Annotated in this window: 17 protein-coding genes; 4 read left to right on the plus strand and 13 right to left on the minus strand. The window is 63.4% G+C overall.

Features of this window, described 5'->3' with window-relative positions; genetic code table 11:
* Positions 1–36: 36 nt before the first annotated feature.
* Complete coding sequence (locus GIB19_RS16835) at positions 37–288, minus strand: type II toxin-antitoxin system RelE/ParE family toxin (protein ID WP_371918161.1); 252 nt, start codon at positions 286–288, stop codon at positions 37–39.
* 20 nt (positions 289–308) lie between these two features.
* A complete protein-coding gene (locus GIB19_RS16840) occupies positions 309–773 on the minus strand; it encodes a hypothetical protein (RefSeq protein WP_274887253.1) in 465 nt (154 codons plus the stop codon).
* 102 nt (positions 774–875) lie between these two features.
* On the opposite strand from GIB19_RS16840, the gene GIB19_RS16845 reads away from it, so the two are divergent.
* Complete coding sequence (locus GIB19_RS16845) at positions 876–1316, plus strand: acyl-CoA thioesterase (protein WP_085273862.1); 441 nt, start codon at positions 876–878, stop codon at positions 1314–1316.
* A 55-nt stretch (positions 1317–1371) separates the two neighbouring features.
* Here GIB19_RS16845 and GIB19_RS16850 read toward each other — a convergent pair whose 3' ends face one another.
* From GIB19_RS16850 to fdhD, 3 genes are all read right to left on the minus strand, one after another.
* Positions 1372–1851: a glycine zipper domain-containing protein gene (locus GIB19_RS16850; protein ID WP_027595195.1), complete on the minus strand. Its 480-nt coding sequence runs from the start codon at positions 1849–1851 to the stop codon at positions 1372–1374.
* Positions 1852–2160: 309 nt separating this feature from the next.
* Positions 2161–4506 carry an FdhF/YdeP family oxidoreductase gene (locus GIB19_RS16855; RefSeq protein WP_274887254.1) on the minus strand — a complete coding sequence of 782 codons (2346 nt, stop codon included), beginning with the start codon at positions 4504–4506 and terminating at the stop codon, positions 2161–2163.
* A 5-nt stretch (positions 4507–4511) separates the two neighbouring features.
* Positions 4512–5342 (minus strand): formate dehydrogenase accessory sulfurtransferase FdhD, encoded by an 831-nt coding sequence (fdhD, locus tag GIB19_RS16860; protein ID WP_099428076.1) that lies wholly within the window; start codon positions 5340–5342, stop codon positions 4512–4514.
* 174 nt (positions 5343–5516) lie between these two features.
* Here fdhD and lysM point away from each other — a divergent pair, with 174 nt between their 5' ends.
* Entirely contained in the window at positions 5517–5957 is a 441-nt protein-coding gene (gene lysM / locus GIB19_RS16865) for a peptidoglycan-binding protein LysM (RefSeq protein WP_099428077.1), read from the plus strand.
* Positions 5958–6115: 158 nt separating this feature from the next.
* Here lysM and yrfG read toward each other — a convergent pair whose 3' ends face one another.
* Positions 6116–6778 (minus strand): GMP/IMP nucleotidase, encoded by a 663-nt coding sequence (gene yrfG, locus GIB19_RS16870; protein WP_027595199.1) that lies wholly within the window; start codon positions 6776–6778, stop codon positions 6116–6118.
* A gap of 64 nt (positions 6779–6842) precedes the next feature.
* On the opposite strand from yrfG, the gene nudE reads away from it, so the two are divergent.
* Both nudE and cysQ read left to right on the plus strand, forming a co-directional pair.
* Positions 6843–7409 carry an ADP compounds hydrolase NudE gene (gene nudE / locus GIB19_RS16875; RefSeq protein ID WP_274887256.1) on the plus strand — a complete coding sequence of 189 codons (567 nt, stop codon included), beginning with the start codon at positions 6843–6845 and terminating at the stop codon, positions 7407–7409.
* Positions 7406–8242 (plus strand): 3'(2'),5'-bisphosphate nucleotidase CysQ, encoded by an 837-nt coding sequence (gene cysQ / locus GIB19_RS16880; protein WP_274887258.1) that lies wholly within the window; start codon positions 7406–7408, stop codon positions 8240–8242. Before nudE ends, cysQ begins: the two co-directional genes overlap by 4 nt.
* A 150-nt stretch (positions 8243–8392) precedes the next feature.
* Here cysQ and GIB19_RS16885 read toward each other — a convergent pair whose 3' ends face one another.
* Genes GIB19_RS16885 through rfbB form a run of 7 tightly spaced genes read right to left on the minus strand, consistent with a single transcriptional unit; the run spans position 8393 to position 15457 of the window.
* Positions 8393–8848: a thioesterase domain-containing protein gene (locus GIB19_RS16885; protein WP_274887259.1), complete on the minus strand. Its 456-nt coding sequence runs from the start codon at positions 8846–8848 to the stop codon at positions 8393–8395.
* Entirely contained in the window at positions 8845–10254 is a 1410-nt protein-coding gene (locus tag GIB19_RS16890; RefSeq protein ID WP_027595203.1) for a sigma-54-dependent transcriptional regulator, read from the minus strand. The genes GIB19_RS16885 and GIB19_RS16890 overlap by 4 nt, the downstream gene beginning before the upstream one ends.
* Positions 10251–12065, minus strand: a complete 1815-nt coding sequence (locus GIB19_RS16895) for a sensor histidine kinase (RefSeq protein WP_027595204.1) — start codon at positions 12063–12065, stop codon at positions 10251–10253. The genes GIB19_RS16890 and GIB19_RS16895 overlap by 4 nt, the downstream gene beginning before the upstream one ends.
* A 38-nt stretch (positions 12066–12103) precedes the next feature.
* On the minus strand, positions 12104–13042 hold the full coding sequence (gene rfbD / locus GIB19_RS16900; protein WP_446731390.1) for a dTDP-4-dehydrorhamnose reductase: 939 nt from the start codon (positions 13040–13042) through the stop codon (positions 12104–12106).
* Positions 12961–13506, minus strand: a complete 546-nt coding sequence (gene rfbC, locus GIB19_RS16905) for a dTDP-4-dehydrorhamnose 3,5-epimerase (RefSeq protein ID WP_027595206.1) — start codon at positions 13504–13506, stop codon at positions 12961–12963. Before rfbC ends, rfbD begins: the two co-directional genes overlap by 82 nt.
* On the minus strand, positions 13503–14378 hold the full coding sequence (gene rfbA, locus GIB19_RS16910; protein WP_027595207.1) for a glucose-1-phosphate thymidylyltransferase RfbA: 876 nt from the start codon (positions 14376–14378) through the stop codon (positions 13503–13505). Before rfbA ends, rfbC begins: the two co-directional genes overlap by 4 nt.
* On the minus strand, positions 14375–15457 hold the full coding sequence (gene rfbB / locus GIB19_RS16915) for a dTDP-glucose 4,6-dehydratase (RefSeq protein ID WP_027595208.1): 1083 nt from the start codon (positions 15455–15457) through the stop codon (positions 14375–14377). Before rfbB ends, rfbA begins: the two co-directional genes overlap by 4 nt.
* Positions 15458–15661 lie beyond the last annotated feature (204 nt).

The raw sequence follows: 15661 nt of genomic DNA on the forward strand, positions 1-15661 counted from the left end.
AGAGCCGCCCTCAGGGGCGGCTTTTTCGTATGTGAATCAAGGCCATTTTTGCCGTGCATGCAGAATACGGATGATCTCAACGCACTCGCCCGAGACGCGGTAAATCATCACATAGTTAGGCCGTACCACGATTTCTCGAGTTTCTGGGTACCTGCCCTTTCTGTACAGAGAAGGATTGTGTGCAGCGCGCCTGGCTTTCTCCCTGAAGGATTCGTCCAGCATGATGGCCGCTTCAGGGTTATCTTGCGCAATATGGTCCATGATGCGAAAACGGTCTTTACGTGCCATCTGACGCCATACCAGGCGCATCAGCGAATTTTGGCCCTGAGCGCAGCGCGGTGTGCGGCGAACAGTCGTTCCGCTTCTTCATCCTCCATAAACGGTGAAGTATCGTTCAGGCTTGCCTCGACCTGTTCAGTAAACCAAGCCTCATAGGCTGCGGCCTCATGGGCCTTTTTGAGGGCCTGGGCACGATCCGGCCGTTGATAGGTACTCGTTTGGCCAGGATCAAACGTGGATGCATCGACTTCGAAATGCTCAATACCCAGATCGAGCAGGTAAGTAACCAGGGTTTCGAATTTCTTGAACAGCCTCACGTTGCCGCTGCGTTGGGCGGTCAGAATGTGTTCCTGCTGATTGATATCGACCTGAATGGCCCAACCCCCCGGCTGGCTCACGATGTGAGTGGCGTTGATGCGTCCTGCTTCAGCCAATCGGCTCAGGTTGGCATGGTCTACTTGATGAGTGGGCACGGGTGTTTTTCTCGGTTTCATCGGGATAAACCATGCTATGCAATCTATAGTTGATTGCGACTATATGCCTTCCGATATTGTTGTGGGAAGCTTCCTTCTGGTGTCATCAACTGTGGATAACTAATGACCGAATCTCCTCAGCGTTCCGCATTCACCCACTTCCACCCCATCCTCACCCGCCCGCAAGACAACGATCACAACGGCCATATCGCCGGTGCCACCGTGCATGGCTTCTTCGAAACCGCCATCCAGGCGTTTCTGGTGGAGCAGGCTGAATTCGACCTGCGCGAGGGTGCGCTGGCGGCGTTTGTGGTCAGTTCGGCTGCAGACTTCTTCGCCCTGCCGGGCTTTCCGGATGTGCTTGAGGTGGGGCTGGGCGTGACGCGCCTGGCGGGCAGTACCGTGGAGTACCGGTTGGCCCTGTATCGCCCGGGTGAAGCAGACGCCTGTGCGGCGGGGACGGTGGTGCAGGTGTTCATCGAGCGGGCAAGCGGCCGGCCTGTGCCGTTGCCAGAGGCGCTGCAGGCAGTGCTCGCTGGCCTTCAGCTCGGGCAACAGGCATAAAAAAGCCCCGCCGGTACGGGCGGGGCTTTTGTTGCCAGGGCTGGGCCCTCAGGCATTAGTCGCGCCAGTGGCGCTTGTGCTTGCGGTGGCCGTAATGGTGGCCACGGTCGTAGTGACGGCGGTCGTCATAGCTGCGACGGTAGCGACGATCGTCATGGCGCTCGTCTTCGTCGGCCTTGTTACCCATGTAGTTACCCAGCGCGCCCCCGGCACCACCGCCGGCTGCTGCACCAATGTAGCTACCGGTGGTACCGCCCACGGAGCGACCGACCACGTTACCGCCTGCAGCGCCCAGCGCGCCACCGATGGCGGCTTCGCCACGCTGGCGTTTGTCGGCACCCAGTGCACCGCCGGCGGCGCCGCCCAGGCCGGCACCAATCGCGCCGCCTGTGCTACCACCGATGGAGTTGCCCACGACGGAGCCGAGTACCCCACCCAATGCGCCGCCAATGCCGGCCTCGGTATTGCCACCGGCCATGGCAACGCCGCTGAGCAAGCTGAAAGACAACAACAGAATCGAGGAGTACTTCTTCATCAAGAGAGCCTCATAGGGATGACGAGGCGAATTTGAGGCTCTGGAGCGCGGCTGGCAATTGAAATCCGACGAGTAGCACGAGTTGTACACAATTCTCTAAGTTGCTGTATTTGCTGTGAAACTTTATCGTTTTTTGGCTGTCAGAGGTATTTATGACAAAGCCCTGAACCGTTGCGGAACAGGGCTTTTTTCGTTTTTGGCGGTGCTGCTTTCGGCCCTTTCGCGGGCAAGCCCGCTCCTACACCATTACCTCAAGCCTGGTGGAGTACCTGTGGGAGCCGGATTGCCCGCGAAGTACCCAACACATCTCTAAAGAATGCGCCCATTGTCCCGCGCCCGCTCAAGCTTGATGGCAATGAACTTCGACGTCGGCGTATGGCTGCCATCGCCAATGCTCTCAAGCGGCACCAGCGGGTTCACTTCGGGATAGTAAGCCGCCGCTTGCCCCGCCGGGATATCGAAGGCCAGCAATGTGAAACCGTGCACTCGGCGCACATGCTCATCCCCCCACAACGAAACGATGTCGACCTTCTGCCCCGGCTGGAACCCCAGGCGGACGATGTCGGCCTCGTTGGCGAACAGCACTTCACGCTGGCCACGCACGCCGCGGTAGCGGTCATCCAGGCCATAGATGGTGGTGTTGTACTGATCGTGCGAGCGCATCGACTGCATGATCAGGTCGGGCAACTGGCCGCTGGCCCGCACCCTTTCATCAAGCAAGGTATCCGGCAACAGGTTGGCCTTGAAGTTGGCGCGGCCGGTAGCGGTCTTCCATTCGCGGCTGGCGGCGCTGTTGCCCAGGTAAAAGCCACCCGGTTCACGCAGGCGTTCGTTGAAGCCGCTGAAGCCGGGGATGGTGTCGCCGATCAGGTCGCGGATGCGGTCGTAATCGGCCACCAGCCAGTGCCAGTCGACCGGTTGTTTGCCCAGGGTGGCGGCGGCGATACCGGCAACCACCGCAGGCTCCGAGCGCATCTGCGTCGACAGCGGTTTCAACTGGCCGTTGGAGGCATGGACCATGCTGAACGAGTCTTCCACAGTCACCGCTTGTGGCCCATCGGCCTGCAGGTCGATGTCGGTACGGCCCAGGCACGGCAGGATCAGCGCCTGCTTGCCGTGGACCAGGTGGCTGCGGTTGAGTTTGGTGCTGATGTGCACGGTCAGTTCGCAGTTGCGCAGCGCCTGCGCGGTGCGCTCGGTGTCTGGCGTGGCTTGGGCAAAGTTGCCGCCCAGCCCGATGAACACCTTGGCGCGGCCGTCGAGCATGGCGTGGATGGCTTCGACGGTGTTGTGGCCGTTGTGCCGCGGCACGGGGAAGTTGAAGCGCTTTTCGATGGCGTCGAGCAAGGCCACCGGCGGGCGCTCGTTGATGCCCATGGTGCGATCGCCCTGGACGTTGCTGTGGCCACGCACCGGGCACAGGCCGGCGCCTGGCGCACCGATGTTGCCGCGCAGCATCTGCAGGTTGACAATTTCCTGGATGGTCGGCACCGAATGGCGGTGCTGGGTGATGCCCATCGCCCAGCACATGATCACCCGCTTGCCACGGCAGTACATGCGCGCGGCCAGCTCGATGTCGGTCAGGGTCAGGCCGGATTGCGCCTGAATGTGTTCCCACGAAGTGGCGTCGACCACGGCCAGGTAGTCATCGACGCCGTGGCCATGCTCGGCAATGAAGGCGTGGTCGAAGACCGCAGGCTCGCCCTTGGCCTGGGCTTCACGTTCCCACTGCAGGACGAACTTGGCCATGCCACGCAGCAGCGCCATGTCGCCACCCAGAGCCGGGCGGAAGAACGCGGTGTTGGTCGGCCGGTCGCTGTTGGTCAACATCTCCAGCGGGTTCTGCGGGTGCTGGAAGCGCTCCAGGCCGCGCTCTTTCAGCGGGTTGACGCACACCACCTGGGCACCGCGTTTCACCGCATCGCGCAGCGGGTCGAGCATGCGCGGGTGGTTGGTGCCCGGGTTCTGGCCCCAGACGAAGATTGCATCGGCATGCTCGAAGTCGTCGTAGGTGACCGTGCCCTTGCCGACGCCGACGCTCTGCCCCAAGGCCACGCCGCTGGCTTCGTGGCACATGTTCGAGCAATCCGGGAAATTGTTGGTGCCGTAGGCGCGCACGAACAATTGGTAGAGGTACGCGGCTTCGTTGCTGGCACGGCCCGAGGTGTAGAACTCGGCCTGGTCAGGGGTTGCCAGGTTGTTCAGTTCACGGGCGATCAGGGCGAAGGCCGCCTCCCAACTGATGGGCTGGTAATGGTCGCGTTGCGCGTCGTAGACCATGGGTTCGGTCAGGCGGCCCTGGTACTCCAGCCAGTAATCGCTTTGCTCGCGCAGCGCGCTGACGCTGTAGCGGGCGAAGAAGGCGGCATCGACGCGGCGCTTGGTGGCTTCCCAGTTGACTGCCTTGGCGCCGTTCTCGCAGAACTTGACCATGCCGCTTTCCGGCGAATCGCCCCAGGCGCAGCCTGGGCAGTCGAAGCCGCCATTCTGGTTGGTCTTGAGCAGGGCGCGAATGTTCTTCAGCGCATTGTCGCTGCCTACCCAAGCCTTGGCCACGCTGCGCAACGCCCCCCAGCCACCGGCGGGGCCGTGGTAGGGCTTGTAGCGAGGGGAGGAGGCTGGGGCGTTGTCCGGGAGGTGCTGGTACGAGGTCACGGCTGTTACGACTCCGCCGCTGGGCTGTAGACCCGCGGTGCGCTGTGCTTGGGCAAGTGGATGAGGTTGAGGTTGTGCTTGCGTGCCCATTGCAGGGCAAGGCCGGTGGGCGCCGACAGGCTGACCAGGGTCTGGATGCCGGCACGCAGGACCTTCTGGATCAGCTCCAGGCTGCAGCGGCTGGTGACGATGGCCAGGCCGCCTTCACTGTCGATGCCTTGGCGCAGCAGGGCGCCGATCAGTTTGTCGAGGGCGTTGTGCCGGCCAATGTCCTCGCGGCCGAGCAACAGCTCGCCGTTACGGTCCATGAACAGTGCCGCATGCACCGCGCCGCAATGCTGGCCTAGCGGCTGGAAGGCGTCGATGCGCTGGCGCAGGCCAGCCAGCCACTGCGCGGGCGGCAGTGGCGCGCCGGGGAGTTCGGCAAGCTCTGGCAGTGCCTGCTCCAGGGCTTCGACCCCGCACAGGCCGCAGCCGCTGGTGCCGGCCAGTTGGCGGCGCTGGTTTTTCAGGTTCCAGAAGGCGCGGCTGGAGATTTCCAGGTCGGCGTACATCGCCGAACCGCTGCCAGACAGCTTTAGGTCATAGATTTCCTGGGTGCCTTCGACAATCCCGCTGCCGACGCTGAAACCGACTGCAAAGTCTTCCAGGTCGGTCGGGCTCACCAGCATTACGGCCTGATTGAGGCCGTTGAAGGCGATGGCCAGGGCCACTTCTTCGGCCAATGGCGTGCTGGCGCGCTCGGCGTCGCTGAGCTGGACGTACTCGTAGGTGTTGCTGGCGGCGGGCAAGGCCAAAGGCGATGAGGCCGCGCAGACCGGAGGTTTGCTGTTCATCGGGGCTGACTACCGGCGGCTTTTTGATAGCACAAGCCTAGGCCTGTGGGCCGGTCACGTCTAATCGCTAGGGTCTATGCCGTGATAGACCGCGTCGATTGGTCGCACTGGGGCAGGGTGGGCAATCCTGGCCTAGACTCCTGGCTCCGAGGTTTTATCAACAAGGAGAACGCAATGAGCCTGTTCAGTTTCGTGAAGGAAGCCGGCGAGAAGTTGATCGACCTACTGACCCCCGGCAATGCCAATGCCGAGGAGCAGTTGAAGAAACACGTGGAAAGCGTCGGCCTGGGCAATCCGAACATCACCGCCACTGTAGAGGGCGACAAGATCATCCTCAAGGGTGAGGTGGCCAGCCAGGAGGAGAAGGAGAAGATCATTCTGGCGGCGGGCAACATCAGTGGTGTGGCCAGCGTTGACGATCAGATCACCGTAACAGGGCCAGTCGTTCAGGCTGCGCGGTTCGTTACCGTGAAAAAGGGTGACACCCTGTCAGCCATTGCCGTAGTCGTGTATGGCAACGCCAACCAGTACAACAAGATCTTCGAGGCCAACAAGCCGATGCTTACGCACCCGGACAAGATCTACCCGGGGCAGGTGTTGCGCATTCCCGACTGATCTTTACAGCCCGTACCACAGGGTAGCGCATCAGCCTGTAGGAGCAGCCTTGTGCTGCGAAGAGGCCGGTATGGCCAGAGTATGTCTTTTGCCATACCGGCCTCTTCGCAGCACAAGGCTGCTCCTACAGATCGGCGCTGTACCTGCGAAAAGGAGCATCACAGGCCTGCCAGCAAATCCCGGTAATCCTCGACCGCTGCAAACTCCTGGGTGTCGCGAGGTGCAGCCTGGCTATCGGGCTGGCGCACGGCCAGCAAATGCCCCACGCCAAACCGCTGGGCACTGCGCAAAATCGCCAATGTGTCATCGATGAACAGGCTGCGCGCAGGCTCAAAGCCGATATCCGCCTGCAAGGCATCCCAAAACTGTGGGCTCTCTTTCGGGTAGCCATAATCATGCGAACTGATCAGCCGCTCGAAGTACGGCGCAAGTTCCACCCGCTCCAGCTTCAGTGACAGCGAGTCACGGTGGGCATTGGTGATCATCACCACGCGTTTGCCTGCCTGACGGATGGCGGCCAGGAAGGTGTCGGCGTCGGGGCGCAGGGCGATCAGGTCGGCGATTTCGCGTTTCAGTTCGCGGATCGGCAGCTTCAGTTCACGGCTCCAGAAGTCCAGGCAGTACCAGTTGAGCGTGCCAGCATTGCGCTCGAACAAAGGCTGCAGCTCCATTTCCGCCATGGCCCGGCTCACGCCATGAAGCTCGGCATAGCGCTGGGGCAGGTGCTCCAGCCAGAAGCGGTTGTCGTAGTGCAGGTCGAGCAGCGTGCCGTCCATGTCCAGCAGGACAGTATCGATGGCAGACCAGGGAAGAACAGGCATGGGAAACTCTCGTTCAGTCGGCTAGCCACGGTATAGTAACCCGTTCACGCCAAGGAGCTGCCCCATGCGCCAGAAACCCACCGTCCTTAACCGCGAAATCGTCGCCAGCAGCCGCCTGTTCCGCGTCGAGGCCGTGCAATTGCGCTTCAGCAACGGTGCCGAGCGCACGTATGAACGCTTGGTCGGCCGGGGCAATGGTTTCGGGGCGGTGATGATCGTCGCCATGCTCGATGCCGAGCATGCCGTGCTGGTCGAGGAGTACTGCGGCGGCACGGACGAATATGAGCTGTCGCTGCCCAAGGGCTTGATCGAGCCGGGCGAAGACGTGCTGGCAGCGGCGGACCGCGAGCTCAAGGAAGAAGCCGGCTTTGGTGCGCGGCAGCTGGAACACCTGACCGAGTTGTCGCTGTCGCCGGGCTACATGAGCCAGAAGATCCAGGTGGTGCTGGCCACCGACCTGTATGAAGAACGCCTTGAGGGCGACGAACCAGAGCCCATGGGCGTAGACAAGGTCAACCTGCGCGAGCTGTCGGCCCTGGCCATGCACCCGCAATTCACCGAGGGCCGTGCCTTGGCGGCGCTGTACCTGGCGCGCGACCTGCTGATCCAGCGGGGGCTTCTGGAGCTATGAACGACCTGCAACTGATGCACGAAGTGGTCAAGCTGGCCCATCTGGCGGGCGAGGCGATTCTGCCGTTCTGGCGGGCCGACGTGGCGGTGACCAACAAGGCCGACGATTCCCCGGTGACCGCCGCCGACCTGGCCGCCCACCGCATCATCGCTGATGGCCTGCTGTCGCTGGCGCCACACATCCCCGTGCTGTCCGAGGAGGACTGCAACATTTCGCTGGCCGAGCGCCAGGGCTGGGGCCGCTGGTGGTTGGTCGACCCGCTGGACGGCACCAAGGAATTCATTGCGGGCAGTGAAGAGTTCACGGTCAACATCGCCCTGATCGAAAACGGCGTGGTGGTGTTTGGCGTTGTCTCGATGCCGACCAACGGGCGCTGCTACTCGGGTGGGCGCCAGTTGGGTGCGTGGCGTGCCGAGGCGGGGGAAGCTGCCCAGCCAATCCAGGTGCGTAACGCACCGCCTGCCGAAGGCCGTTTCACCGTGGTGGCCAGCCGTCGCCATTCCAGCCCCGAGCAAGAGGCGCTGTTGGCAGGGTTAGGGGCGGCGGTGGGTGAGCTGGACCTGGCCAATATCGGCAGCTCGCTGAAGTTCTGCCTGCTGGCCGAAGGCAGCGCCGATTGCTACCCGCGCCTGGCGCCGACGTCGCAGTGGGATACCGCCGCTGCACAGGGCGTATTGGAGGGGGCCGGTGGCGAGGTGATTGGGCTGGATGGCCAGCCGTTCACCTACCCGGCGCGTGAATCCCTGCTTAATCCGTTCTTCCTGGCCTTGCCCCGCGCAGCCGCCTGGCGCCAAGCCTTGATCGATCTGGCGTGTAAAGAACAAAACGCTTAACCCCGCGCCTCATGATCCTGTGGGAGCGGGTTTACCCGCGAAGAAGCCAACCCGGTATCTGGCACCGGCTTCGCCGGTGTTCGCGGGTAAACCCGCTCCCACAGAGCCCCTGCTAGATCAGCAGGCGTTGTTTCGGTCCATGCGTGTGCGTCAGCGGTGCAGCACGTATTGGCCGCTGAATTTCACGGCAGGCTCGTCATTGCCGGCATTGCTGACGGTGGTTTCCAACGTCAAACGCGCCCGGCCGCGGCGCTGGTACATCGCCACGAAGCGCTCCCAAGCCTTCTCGTCCGGCGCCGCACAGCGGGCCACTGCCGCGCCGGTGACCGGCAGCGGATAGCTGATCTGCCCCTCCTGAATGACGATATGCCCGTCATCGATGCCCAGCTCGCGCAAGCGCAGGTGCAGCCACCCCCAACCCACCAGTACCGCGGCGCAGTACAGGCTGCCGCCGAACATGGTGCTCTTGTGGTTGACGTTGGCTGCCAGCGGCAGTTGCAGGCGCAGGGTGTGCTGCTGCCAATCGATGACCTCCAGGCCCATTTCGCGGGTCAGAGGGATGTCGCTGTGCAGTACGGATTGCAGGTACTGGCTGTCGCTGCTCATGGACGGTTGTCCTCCTGGTCGTCGTGCCCGCCACTGCCGCCGTCAAAATTGAGGCTGTGTTTACGCAACTTGTCATGCAGGGTCTTGCGGGGGATGCCCAGCGCTTCGGCCAGGCTGCGCATCGAGCTGTGCGGCTGGGCAAGCTCGGCGGCGATCAGCGAGCGCTCGAACTGTTCGACCTGTTCGCTGAGGTTGCCGGTCAATACCGCCGCCGTGGGCGTTGCCGCAGCGGGCGCCTGGCCGTCGAGGGCAAGCTCCAGGCCAAGGGCGAAGCGCTCGGCGACGTTCTGTAGCTCACGCACGTTGCCTGGCCAGTCGTGGCGCAGCAGCAAGGCGCGCTGGGCCGGCTGCAGGGTGTGCGGCGGCAAGCCGTGGCGCTGGCTGGCGGCGTCGGCAAAGTGCTGGAACAACACCAAAATGTCATCGCCACGCTCGCGCAGCGGGGGGATGCGCAGCGGCGCCACGTTCAGGCGGTAATACAGGTCGGCCCGGAAGCGCCCTTGGTCGGCTGACTGACGCAGGTCTTCCTTGGTGGCGGCGATGATGCGGATATCCAGCGGGATCAACTGGTTGCCGCCCAGGCGTTCGACCACCCGCTCCTGCAGCATGCGCAGCAACTTCACCTGCACATCCAGGCTCATGCTCTCGATTTCATCGAGGAACAGCGTGCCGCCATTGGCGAATTCGAACTTGCCGATACGCCGCTTCTGCGCACCGGTGAAGGCGCCGGGTTCGTGGCCAAACAGCTCGCTCTCGACCACCGATTCGGCCAATGCCCCGGCGTTGATGGCCACGAAGGGCCCGTCGCGGCGGCTAGAAAGGTCGTGCAGAGCGCGGGCCACCACCTCTTTGCCGGCGCCAGTCTCACCCAGAATCAGCACATCGGCACGGGTGCCAGCCAAGGCGCCGATCTGCTCACGCAGGCGTAGCATCGTCGGCGACTGGCCCACCAGGCGGGTGGCCAGTTGCTGACGGTCGCTCAAGGCCAGGCGCAGGCTGCGGTTGTCCAGCACCAGGCGGCGCAGGGCCAGGGCGCGGCGCACGCTGTCGAGCAGGGCGTCGCTGGCGAACGGCTTTTCGAGAAAGTCATAGGCGCCGGCACGCATGGCCTGTACCGCCAGCGGCACATCGCCGTGGCCAGTAATCAGCAGCACAGGCAGTTCGCTGTCGCGGCCGTGCAGTTGCTCCAGCAGTTGCAGGCCATCGATGCCCGGCATGCGGATGTCGCTGACCACCACACCGGGCCAGTCGGCTTCGATGCGCTCGGCCAGGCCTTGGGCATCGGCAAGCGCCACCACCTTGAGCCCGGCAAGGTCCAGGGTCTGGCTCAGGGCTTGGCGCAGGTGCGGGTCGTCGTCGACCAGAATCACCTGGGCTTGGCTGTCGATCAGTGTCTCGGGGCTCATGCCGAGGGGTCCTCCGAATTGGGCAGGGTTGCGCCGGGTGCCGCCACGCGCAGTTGCAGGGTAAGCAGGGCACCGCCTTCAGGGTGGTTGGCCAGCAGCAGTTCGCCGCCCAGGGCGCGCATCAGGCTTTCGCAGATGGCCAGCCCCAGGCCAAGGCCCTGGGTGCGGGTCTTGGTGGTGAAGAACGGCTCTTTGGCATGCTCCAGTGCCTGGCGGCTGAAGCCCGGGCCGTTGTCGCGGATGTACAGGTAGACGTAGCCATCGCGCTGTTCGGCACTCAGCCAGAGGCGGCGCGGGTTGGCCTTTTCGGTCAGGGCATCGAGGGCGTTGGCCAGCAGGTTGCCCAGCACTTGGCGCAGGCGGGTTTCGCCGGCTTGCACCCACAACGTGGCCTCTGGCAGGTCGCGGATCAGCTCGACGGCCATCGCCCGGCGGCGCTTGGCCAGCAGCGCCAGGGCGTCGTCCAGTGCCGGCTGCAGGGCCACGCTTTCTGGGGCGTGGCGGTCGCGGCGGGCGAAGGCGCGCAGGTGGGCGATGATCGAGGCCATGCGCCCGGTCAGCTCACCGATCAGCTTGAGGTTGCCGCGGGCGTCTTCGGTGCGCTGGTGGTCGAGCAGGATCTCGGCATTTTCGGCGTAGCTGCGGATGGCCGCCAGCGGCTGGTTGAGCTCGTGGCTGATGCTCGCCGACATGGTGCCCAGCACCGACAGCTTGCCGGCCTGGACCAGTTCGTCCTGGGCCCGCACGGCCTCCTGCTGGGCGTTTTCACGTTCGAGCACGGCGCTCTTGAGGCGGGTGTTGAGGCCTTCAAGATCGGCGGTACGTTCGGCGACGCGTTTTTCCAGCTCTTGACGGCCACGGGCCTCGAAGTCGATGCGGTCGATATAGTGCCGACGCCGCTGCATCACCAGGCCGGCCAGCAGCACCAGCACCAGCAACGTGCCGGCGCCGATGGCCATCACCGTCTGCACCGAGCGGTCGACCAGGATGCGCGGGGCGAGGATGCTGACCTGCCAGCCGGTTTCCTTGATGTCGCGGGTCTGGGTGATCCACGCGTCCTGGTTCAGCACCAAGGGTTGCGGGGCCTGGGTCGGGTACGGCTGGATGGCGATGATCGCCTGGCGCTCGGCCTCGGTCAGCGCGCGGGTGGCGCGGAAACGCCAGTCCGGCCGAGAGGTGAGGATGACCACGCCGTTATGGTCGGTCAGCAACAGTTGCTCGGGGGTACGGCCCCAGAGGGTTTCGGTGTGGTCGAGGTCGACCTTGACCACCAGCACGCCCACGATCCGCTCGCGGTCGCGCACGGCGGCGGCGAAGAAGTAGCCACGCTTGGCCGAGGTGGTGCCCTGGCCAAAGAAGCGCCCCAGGTGGCCGGCCATGGCTTCGTTGAAGTAGGGGCGGAAGGCGAAGTTGCGACCGACGAAACTGTCGTGCTTGTCCCAGTTGGAGGCGGCCAGGGTATTGCCGCTGACGTCCATCAGGTACATGACCTCGGCACCGGTCTGCTGGACGATGTCCTTGAGCAGGCGGTTGGCGTTGGTCACCGCTTCCAGGCGGAACGGGTCGGCCAGCACGCCGCGCAGCGCCGGCAGGTCGCCGAGGATTTGCGGCAGGGTTTCGTAGCGGTGCAGGGTGCCCAGCAGGTTGGCGACGTACAGGTCGAGGGTCTGGCGATTCTGCGAGGCCAGCTCTTCCTGGTAATAGCGCTCGGCCAGATGATGCAGCGGCCACAGCAGTGGGATCAGGCACACGGCCAGCAGGGCCAGGCTGCGCCAACGGGGACGGCGTGGGGGCGTGGGTTTCGCGATCATCAGGTCAAGGCGCCAGAAAAGTCTGACGCAATTATGCGCTACTTGAGGCAGTCGATCAGCGCCTGCTGCCAGTGCGGCAGGCTGATGTGCCATTGCTGGGCCAAGCGTGAGCAGTCCAAGCGTGAATTGAGTGGCCTGCGGGCGGGTGTGGGGTATTCGCTGGACGGGATCGGCTGCAGTTCGGCACAGGGTAACCCTTGCGCCTGCAACTGCTCGGCGATCGCCTGGGCGAAACCGAACCATGAGGTCTCACCTTGCGCAGTGAGGTGGTAGGTGCCCCAGTCGCCAGCCTGCCCGGCTTGCCAGCGCTCGATCAGCGTGCGGGTGCTGGCAGCAAGGGTAGCGGCTGACGTCGGCGCGCCAATCTGGTCGTTTACCACGCGCAGTTGGGGCTTTTCCTGCAGCAGGCGCTGCATTGTCAGCAGGAAGTTGCGCCCATACAACGAATAGACCCAGCTGGTGCGCAGGATCAGGTGCTGGCCGGCTACCGCAGTAATCGCCTGCTCGCCGGCCAGTTTGCTGTGGCCATAAACCCCCAGGGGGTTGGGCGTGTCTTGTTCGGTATAGGGCGTGGCCTTACTGCCGTCGAAGACGTAGTCGGTGGAGTAGTGGATGAGCGGCGCACCCAGCCGTGCTGCTTCTTCGGCGAGCACGCGAGGGCCATGGGCATTGATTGCAAAGGCCAGCGCGGGCTCTTGTTCGGCCTGGTCCACCGCCGTGTAGGCAGCAGCGTTTATGATCAGGTCGGGGGCGAGCCGGCGCAGCGGTTCGCGCAGGGCCTCGGGCTGTGCCAGGTCGAGGTGCTCGCGGCCAAGCACGTGTAGCTCGCCAAGCCCGGCCAACTGCGCCTGCAGCGCTTGGGCAACCTGGCCATTACGGCCGCAGACGACGATTTTCATGGCAGCAGTTGCGCCTCGCTCAGCGGTACGCCGACCTTGTCTTTGTCCGACAACACCGGCGGCCCCGCAAGTTGCCAGTCGATGGCCAGCTCAGCGTCATCCCAGCGGATGCAACGGTCTGCACCAGGGTTGTAGTAGTCCGTGGTCTTGTAGAGAAACTCGGCCGATTCGCTGACCACCGAGAAGCCGTGGGCGAACCCCGGTGGAATCCACAATTGCCGATGATTATCGGCCGACAGGTGCACCGCGACCCATTTGCCGAACGTGGGCGAGCTCCTGCGCACGTCCACGGCAATGTCGCGAATCTCGCCCTGTACCACCCGCACCAGTTTGCCCTGGGTGTTTTCCACCTGATAGTGCAGGCCGCGCAACACGCCTTTGACGGAGCGCGAGTGGTTGTCCTGGACGAAGTCCACGGTGACGCCGGTGTGCTTCGCGAACTCGCGGGCATTGAAGGCTTCGAAGAAGAAGCCACGGCTGTCACCGTATACCGTTGGCTCAATGATCAGTACGTCAGGGATCTCGGTGGGGATGATGTTCATGCAGACTCGTTTGCCAGTTTGCCCAGGTACTGACCGTAACCGGTCTTCTTGAGTTTTTCAGCCTTGGCCAGCAGCTGGTCACGGGTGATCCAGCCCTTGTTGAAGGCGATTTCTTCCAGGCAGGCCACTTTCAGCCCCTGGCGGTTCTCGATGGTTTGCACATATTGCGAGGCATCCAGCAGGCTCTCGTGGGTGCCGGTGTCGAGCCAGGCGAAGCCACGGCCAAAGCGCTCCACGCGCAAGTCGCCGCGCTGGAGGTAGGCATTGGTGACATCGGTGATCTCAAGCTCGCCGCGCTCCGAGGGGCGAATGCCTTTGGCGATTTCGACCACGTCGTTGTCGTAGAAGTACAGGCCCGTCACGGCATAGCTGGACTTGGGCTTGAGTGGCTTCTCTTCGATGGACAGCGCGTTGCCCTGCTCGTCGAACTCGACCACACCGAAGCGCTCCGGGTCCTTGACCCAATAGCCGAACACGGTGGCGCCGCTGGGGTGGCTGACCGCGCGCTGCAACTGTTCGGTGAAGCTCTGGCCGTGGAAGATGTTGTCACCCAGGATGAGGCAGACCGAGTCGTCACCGATGAACTGCTCACCGATCAGGAACGCCTGGGCCAGGCCGTCGGGTGATGGTTGCTCGGCATAGCTGATGCGAATGCCGAACTGGCTGCCATCGCCGAACAACTGGCGATACTGAGGCAGGTCCTGGGGTGTGGAGATCAGCAGGATGTCGCGGATATCGGCGAGCATCAGCACCGAGATCGGGTAGTAGATCATCGGCTTGTCATAAATCGGCAGCAGTTGCTTGGATACCCCGAGGGTGATGGGGTGCAGGCGGGTGCCGGATCCTCCGGCCAGGACGATGCCCTTGGTCATGCAATGAGCTCCTTGATGTCGGTATTGCCCAGGCGTTCCCCCTGGTAGCTGCCATCCTGGACATGGCGGCACCACTGCAGGTTATCCAGGTACCACTGCACGGTCTTGCGCAGCCCGGTGGCGAAGGTTTCCTGCGGTACCCAGCCCAGCTCCCGTTCGATCTTGCTGGCATCGATGGCATAGCGCAGGTCATGGCCGGGGCGGTCCTGAACGTAGGTGATCAGGTCTGCATAACGGGCCACGCCTTCAGGGTGCTGTGGCGCCAGCTCGTCGAGCAGGGCACAGATGGCGTGGACCACGTCGAGGTTCTTCTGCTCGTTGTGGCCGCCGATATTGTACGTTTCGCCGACCTCGCCGCGGCTCACCACCTCGAGCAACGCCCGGGCGTGGTCTTCGACGAACAGCCAGTCGCGCACCTGCTGGCCATTGCCGTACACCGGCAGTGGCTTGCCGGCCAGGGCATTGAGGATCATCAGCGGGATCAGCTTTTCAGGGAAATGGTACGGGCCGTAGTTGTTCGAGCAGTTGGTGATCAGTACCGGCAGGCCATACGTGCGGTGCCAGGCGCGTACCAGGTGGTCCGAGGCGGCCTTGCTCGCCGAATAGGGGGAGCTGGGCGCATACGGCGTGGTCTCGTGGAACAGGTCGTTGGCGCCATGCAGGTCGCCATACACTTCGTCGGTGGAGATATGGTGAAAGCGGAACGCACGGCGCTGCTCGGCAGGCAGGCGGCTCCACCAGGCACGGGTGGCTTCGAGCAGGGCATAGGTGCCGACGATATTGGTCTGGATGAACGCCGCCGGGCCATCGATCGAACGGTCCACATGGGACTCGGCAGCCAGGTGCATGATTGCGTCGGGCTGGAAGCGCTCGAGCACGGCACTGACTGTCGCCGCATCGGCGATATCGGCCTGGACGAATTCGTAACGGGTATTGTTGGCGATGCTTTGCAGCGACTCGAGGTTGCCGGCGTAGGTCAGCTTGTCGAGGTTCAGCACTTCGTGTTCGGTATTGCCGATCAGGTGACGGACCAGCGCCGAGCCAATGAAGCCGGCGCCGCCTGTGACGAGTATGCGCATCTCAAGTCGCCTCTGGAAAACCAAGTTCTATGGCATGCAGCCTAGCTGGTCGGCTAGGGTGGTGGCAGACAAATATCATCGGTTTGAGCGTGATCATGATGGATATGCCGATGGATATCGATTTAATAAGCGATAAGGCTTTGCCGATCGACTGTTTTTGCTTTTAAAGCCGATATATATCGGTTATAAATTTGCCATCGTTGC

The organism is Pseudomonas sp. ITEM 17296, assembly GCF_028895205.1.
GTDB lineage: Bacteria > Pseudomonadota > Gammaproteobacteria > Pseudomonadales > Pseudomonadaceae > Aquipseudomonas > Aquipseudomonas kermanshahensis.

Bases quoted from the DNA above. Each gene is read 5' to 3' on its own strand.
- GIB19_RS16835 (WP_371918161.1), bottom strand. From the start codon at position 288: ATGGCACGTAAAGACCGTTTTCGCATCATGGACCATATTGCGCAAGAT.
- GIB19_RS16840 (WP_274887253.1), bottom strand. From the start codon at position 773: ATGAAACCGAGAAAAACACCCGTGCCCACTCATCAAGTAGACCATGCC.
- GIB19_RS16845 (WP_085273862.1), top strand. From the start codon at position 876: ATGACCGAATCTCCTCAGCGTTCCGCATTCACCCACTTCCACCCCATC.
- GIB19_RS16850 (WP_027595195.1), bottom strand. From the start codon at position 1,851: ATGAAGAAGTACTCCTCGATTCTGTTGTTGTCTTTCAGCTTGCTCAGC.
- fdhD (WP_099428076.1), bottom strand. From the start codon at position 5,342: ATGAACAGCAAACCTCCGGTCTGCGCGGCCTCATCGCCTTTGGCCTTG.
- lysM (WP_099428077.1), top strand. From the start codon at position 5,517: ATGAGCCTGTTCAGTTTCGTGAAGGAAGCCGGCGAGAAGTTGATCGAC.
- yrfG (WP_027595199.1), bottom strand. From the start codon at position 6,778: ATGCCTGTTCTTCCCTGGTCTGCCATCGATACTGTCCTGCTGGACATG.
- nudE (WP_274887256.1), top strand. From the start codon at position 6,843: ATGCGCCAGAAACCCACCGTCCTTAACCGCGAAATCGTCGCCAGCAGC.
- cysQ (WP_274887258.1), top strand. From the start codon at position 7,406: ATGAACGACCTGCAACTGATGCACGAAGTGGTCAAGCTGGCCCATCTG.
- GIB19_RS16885 (WP_274887259.1), bottom strand. From the start codon at position 8,848: ATGAGCAGCGACAGCCAGTACCTGCAATCCGTACTGCACAGCGACATC.
- GIB19_RS16890 (WP_027595203.1), bottom strand. From the start codon at position 10,254: ATGAGCCCCGAGACACTGATCGACAGCCAAGCCCAGGTGATTCTGGTC.
- GIB19_RS16895 (WP_027595204.1), bottom strand. From the start codon at position 12,065: ATGATCGCGAAACCCACGCCCCCACGCCGTCCCCGTTGGCGCAGCCTG.
- rfbC (WP_027595206.1), bottom strand. From the start codon at position 13,506: ATGAACATCATCCCCACCGAGATCCCTGACGTACTGATCATTGAGCCA.
- rfbA (WP_027595207.1), bottom strand. From the start codon at position 14,378: ATGACCAAGGGCATCGTCCTGGCCGGAGGATCCGGCACCCGCCTGCAC.
- rfbB (WP_027595208.1), bottom strand. From the start codon at position 15,457: ATGCGCATACTCGTCACAGGCGGCGCCGGCTTCATTGGCTCGGCGCTG.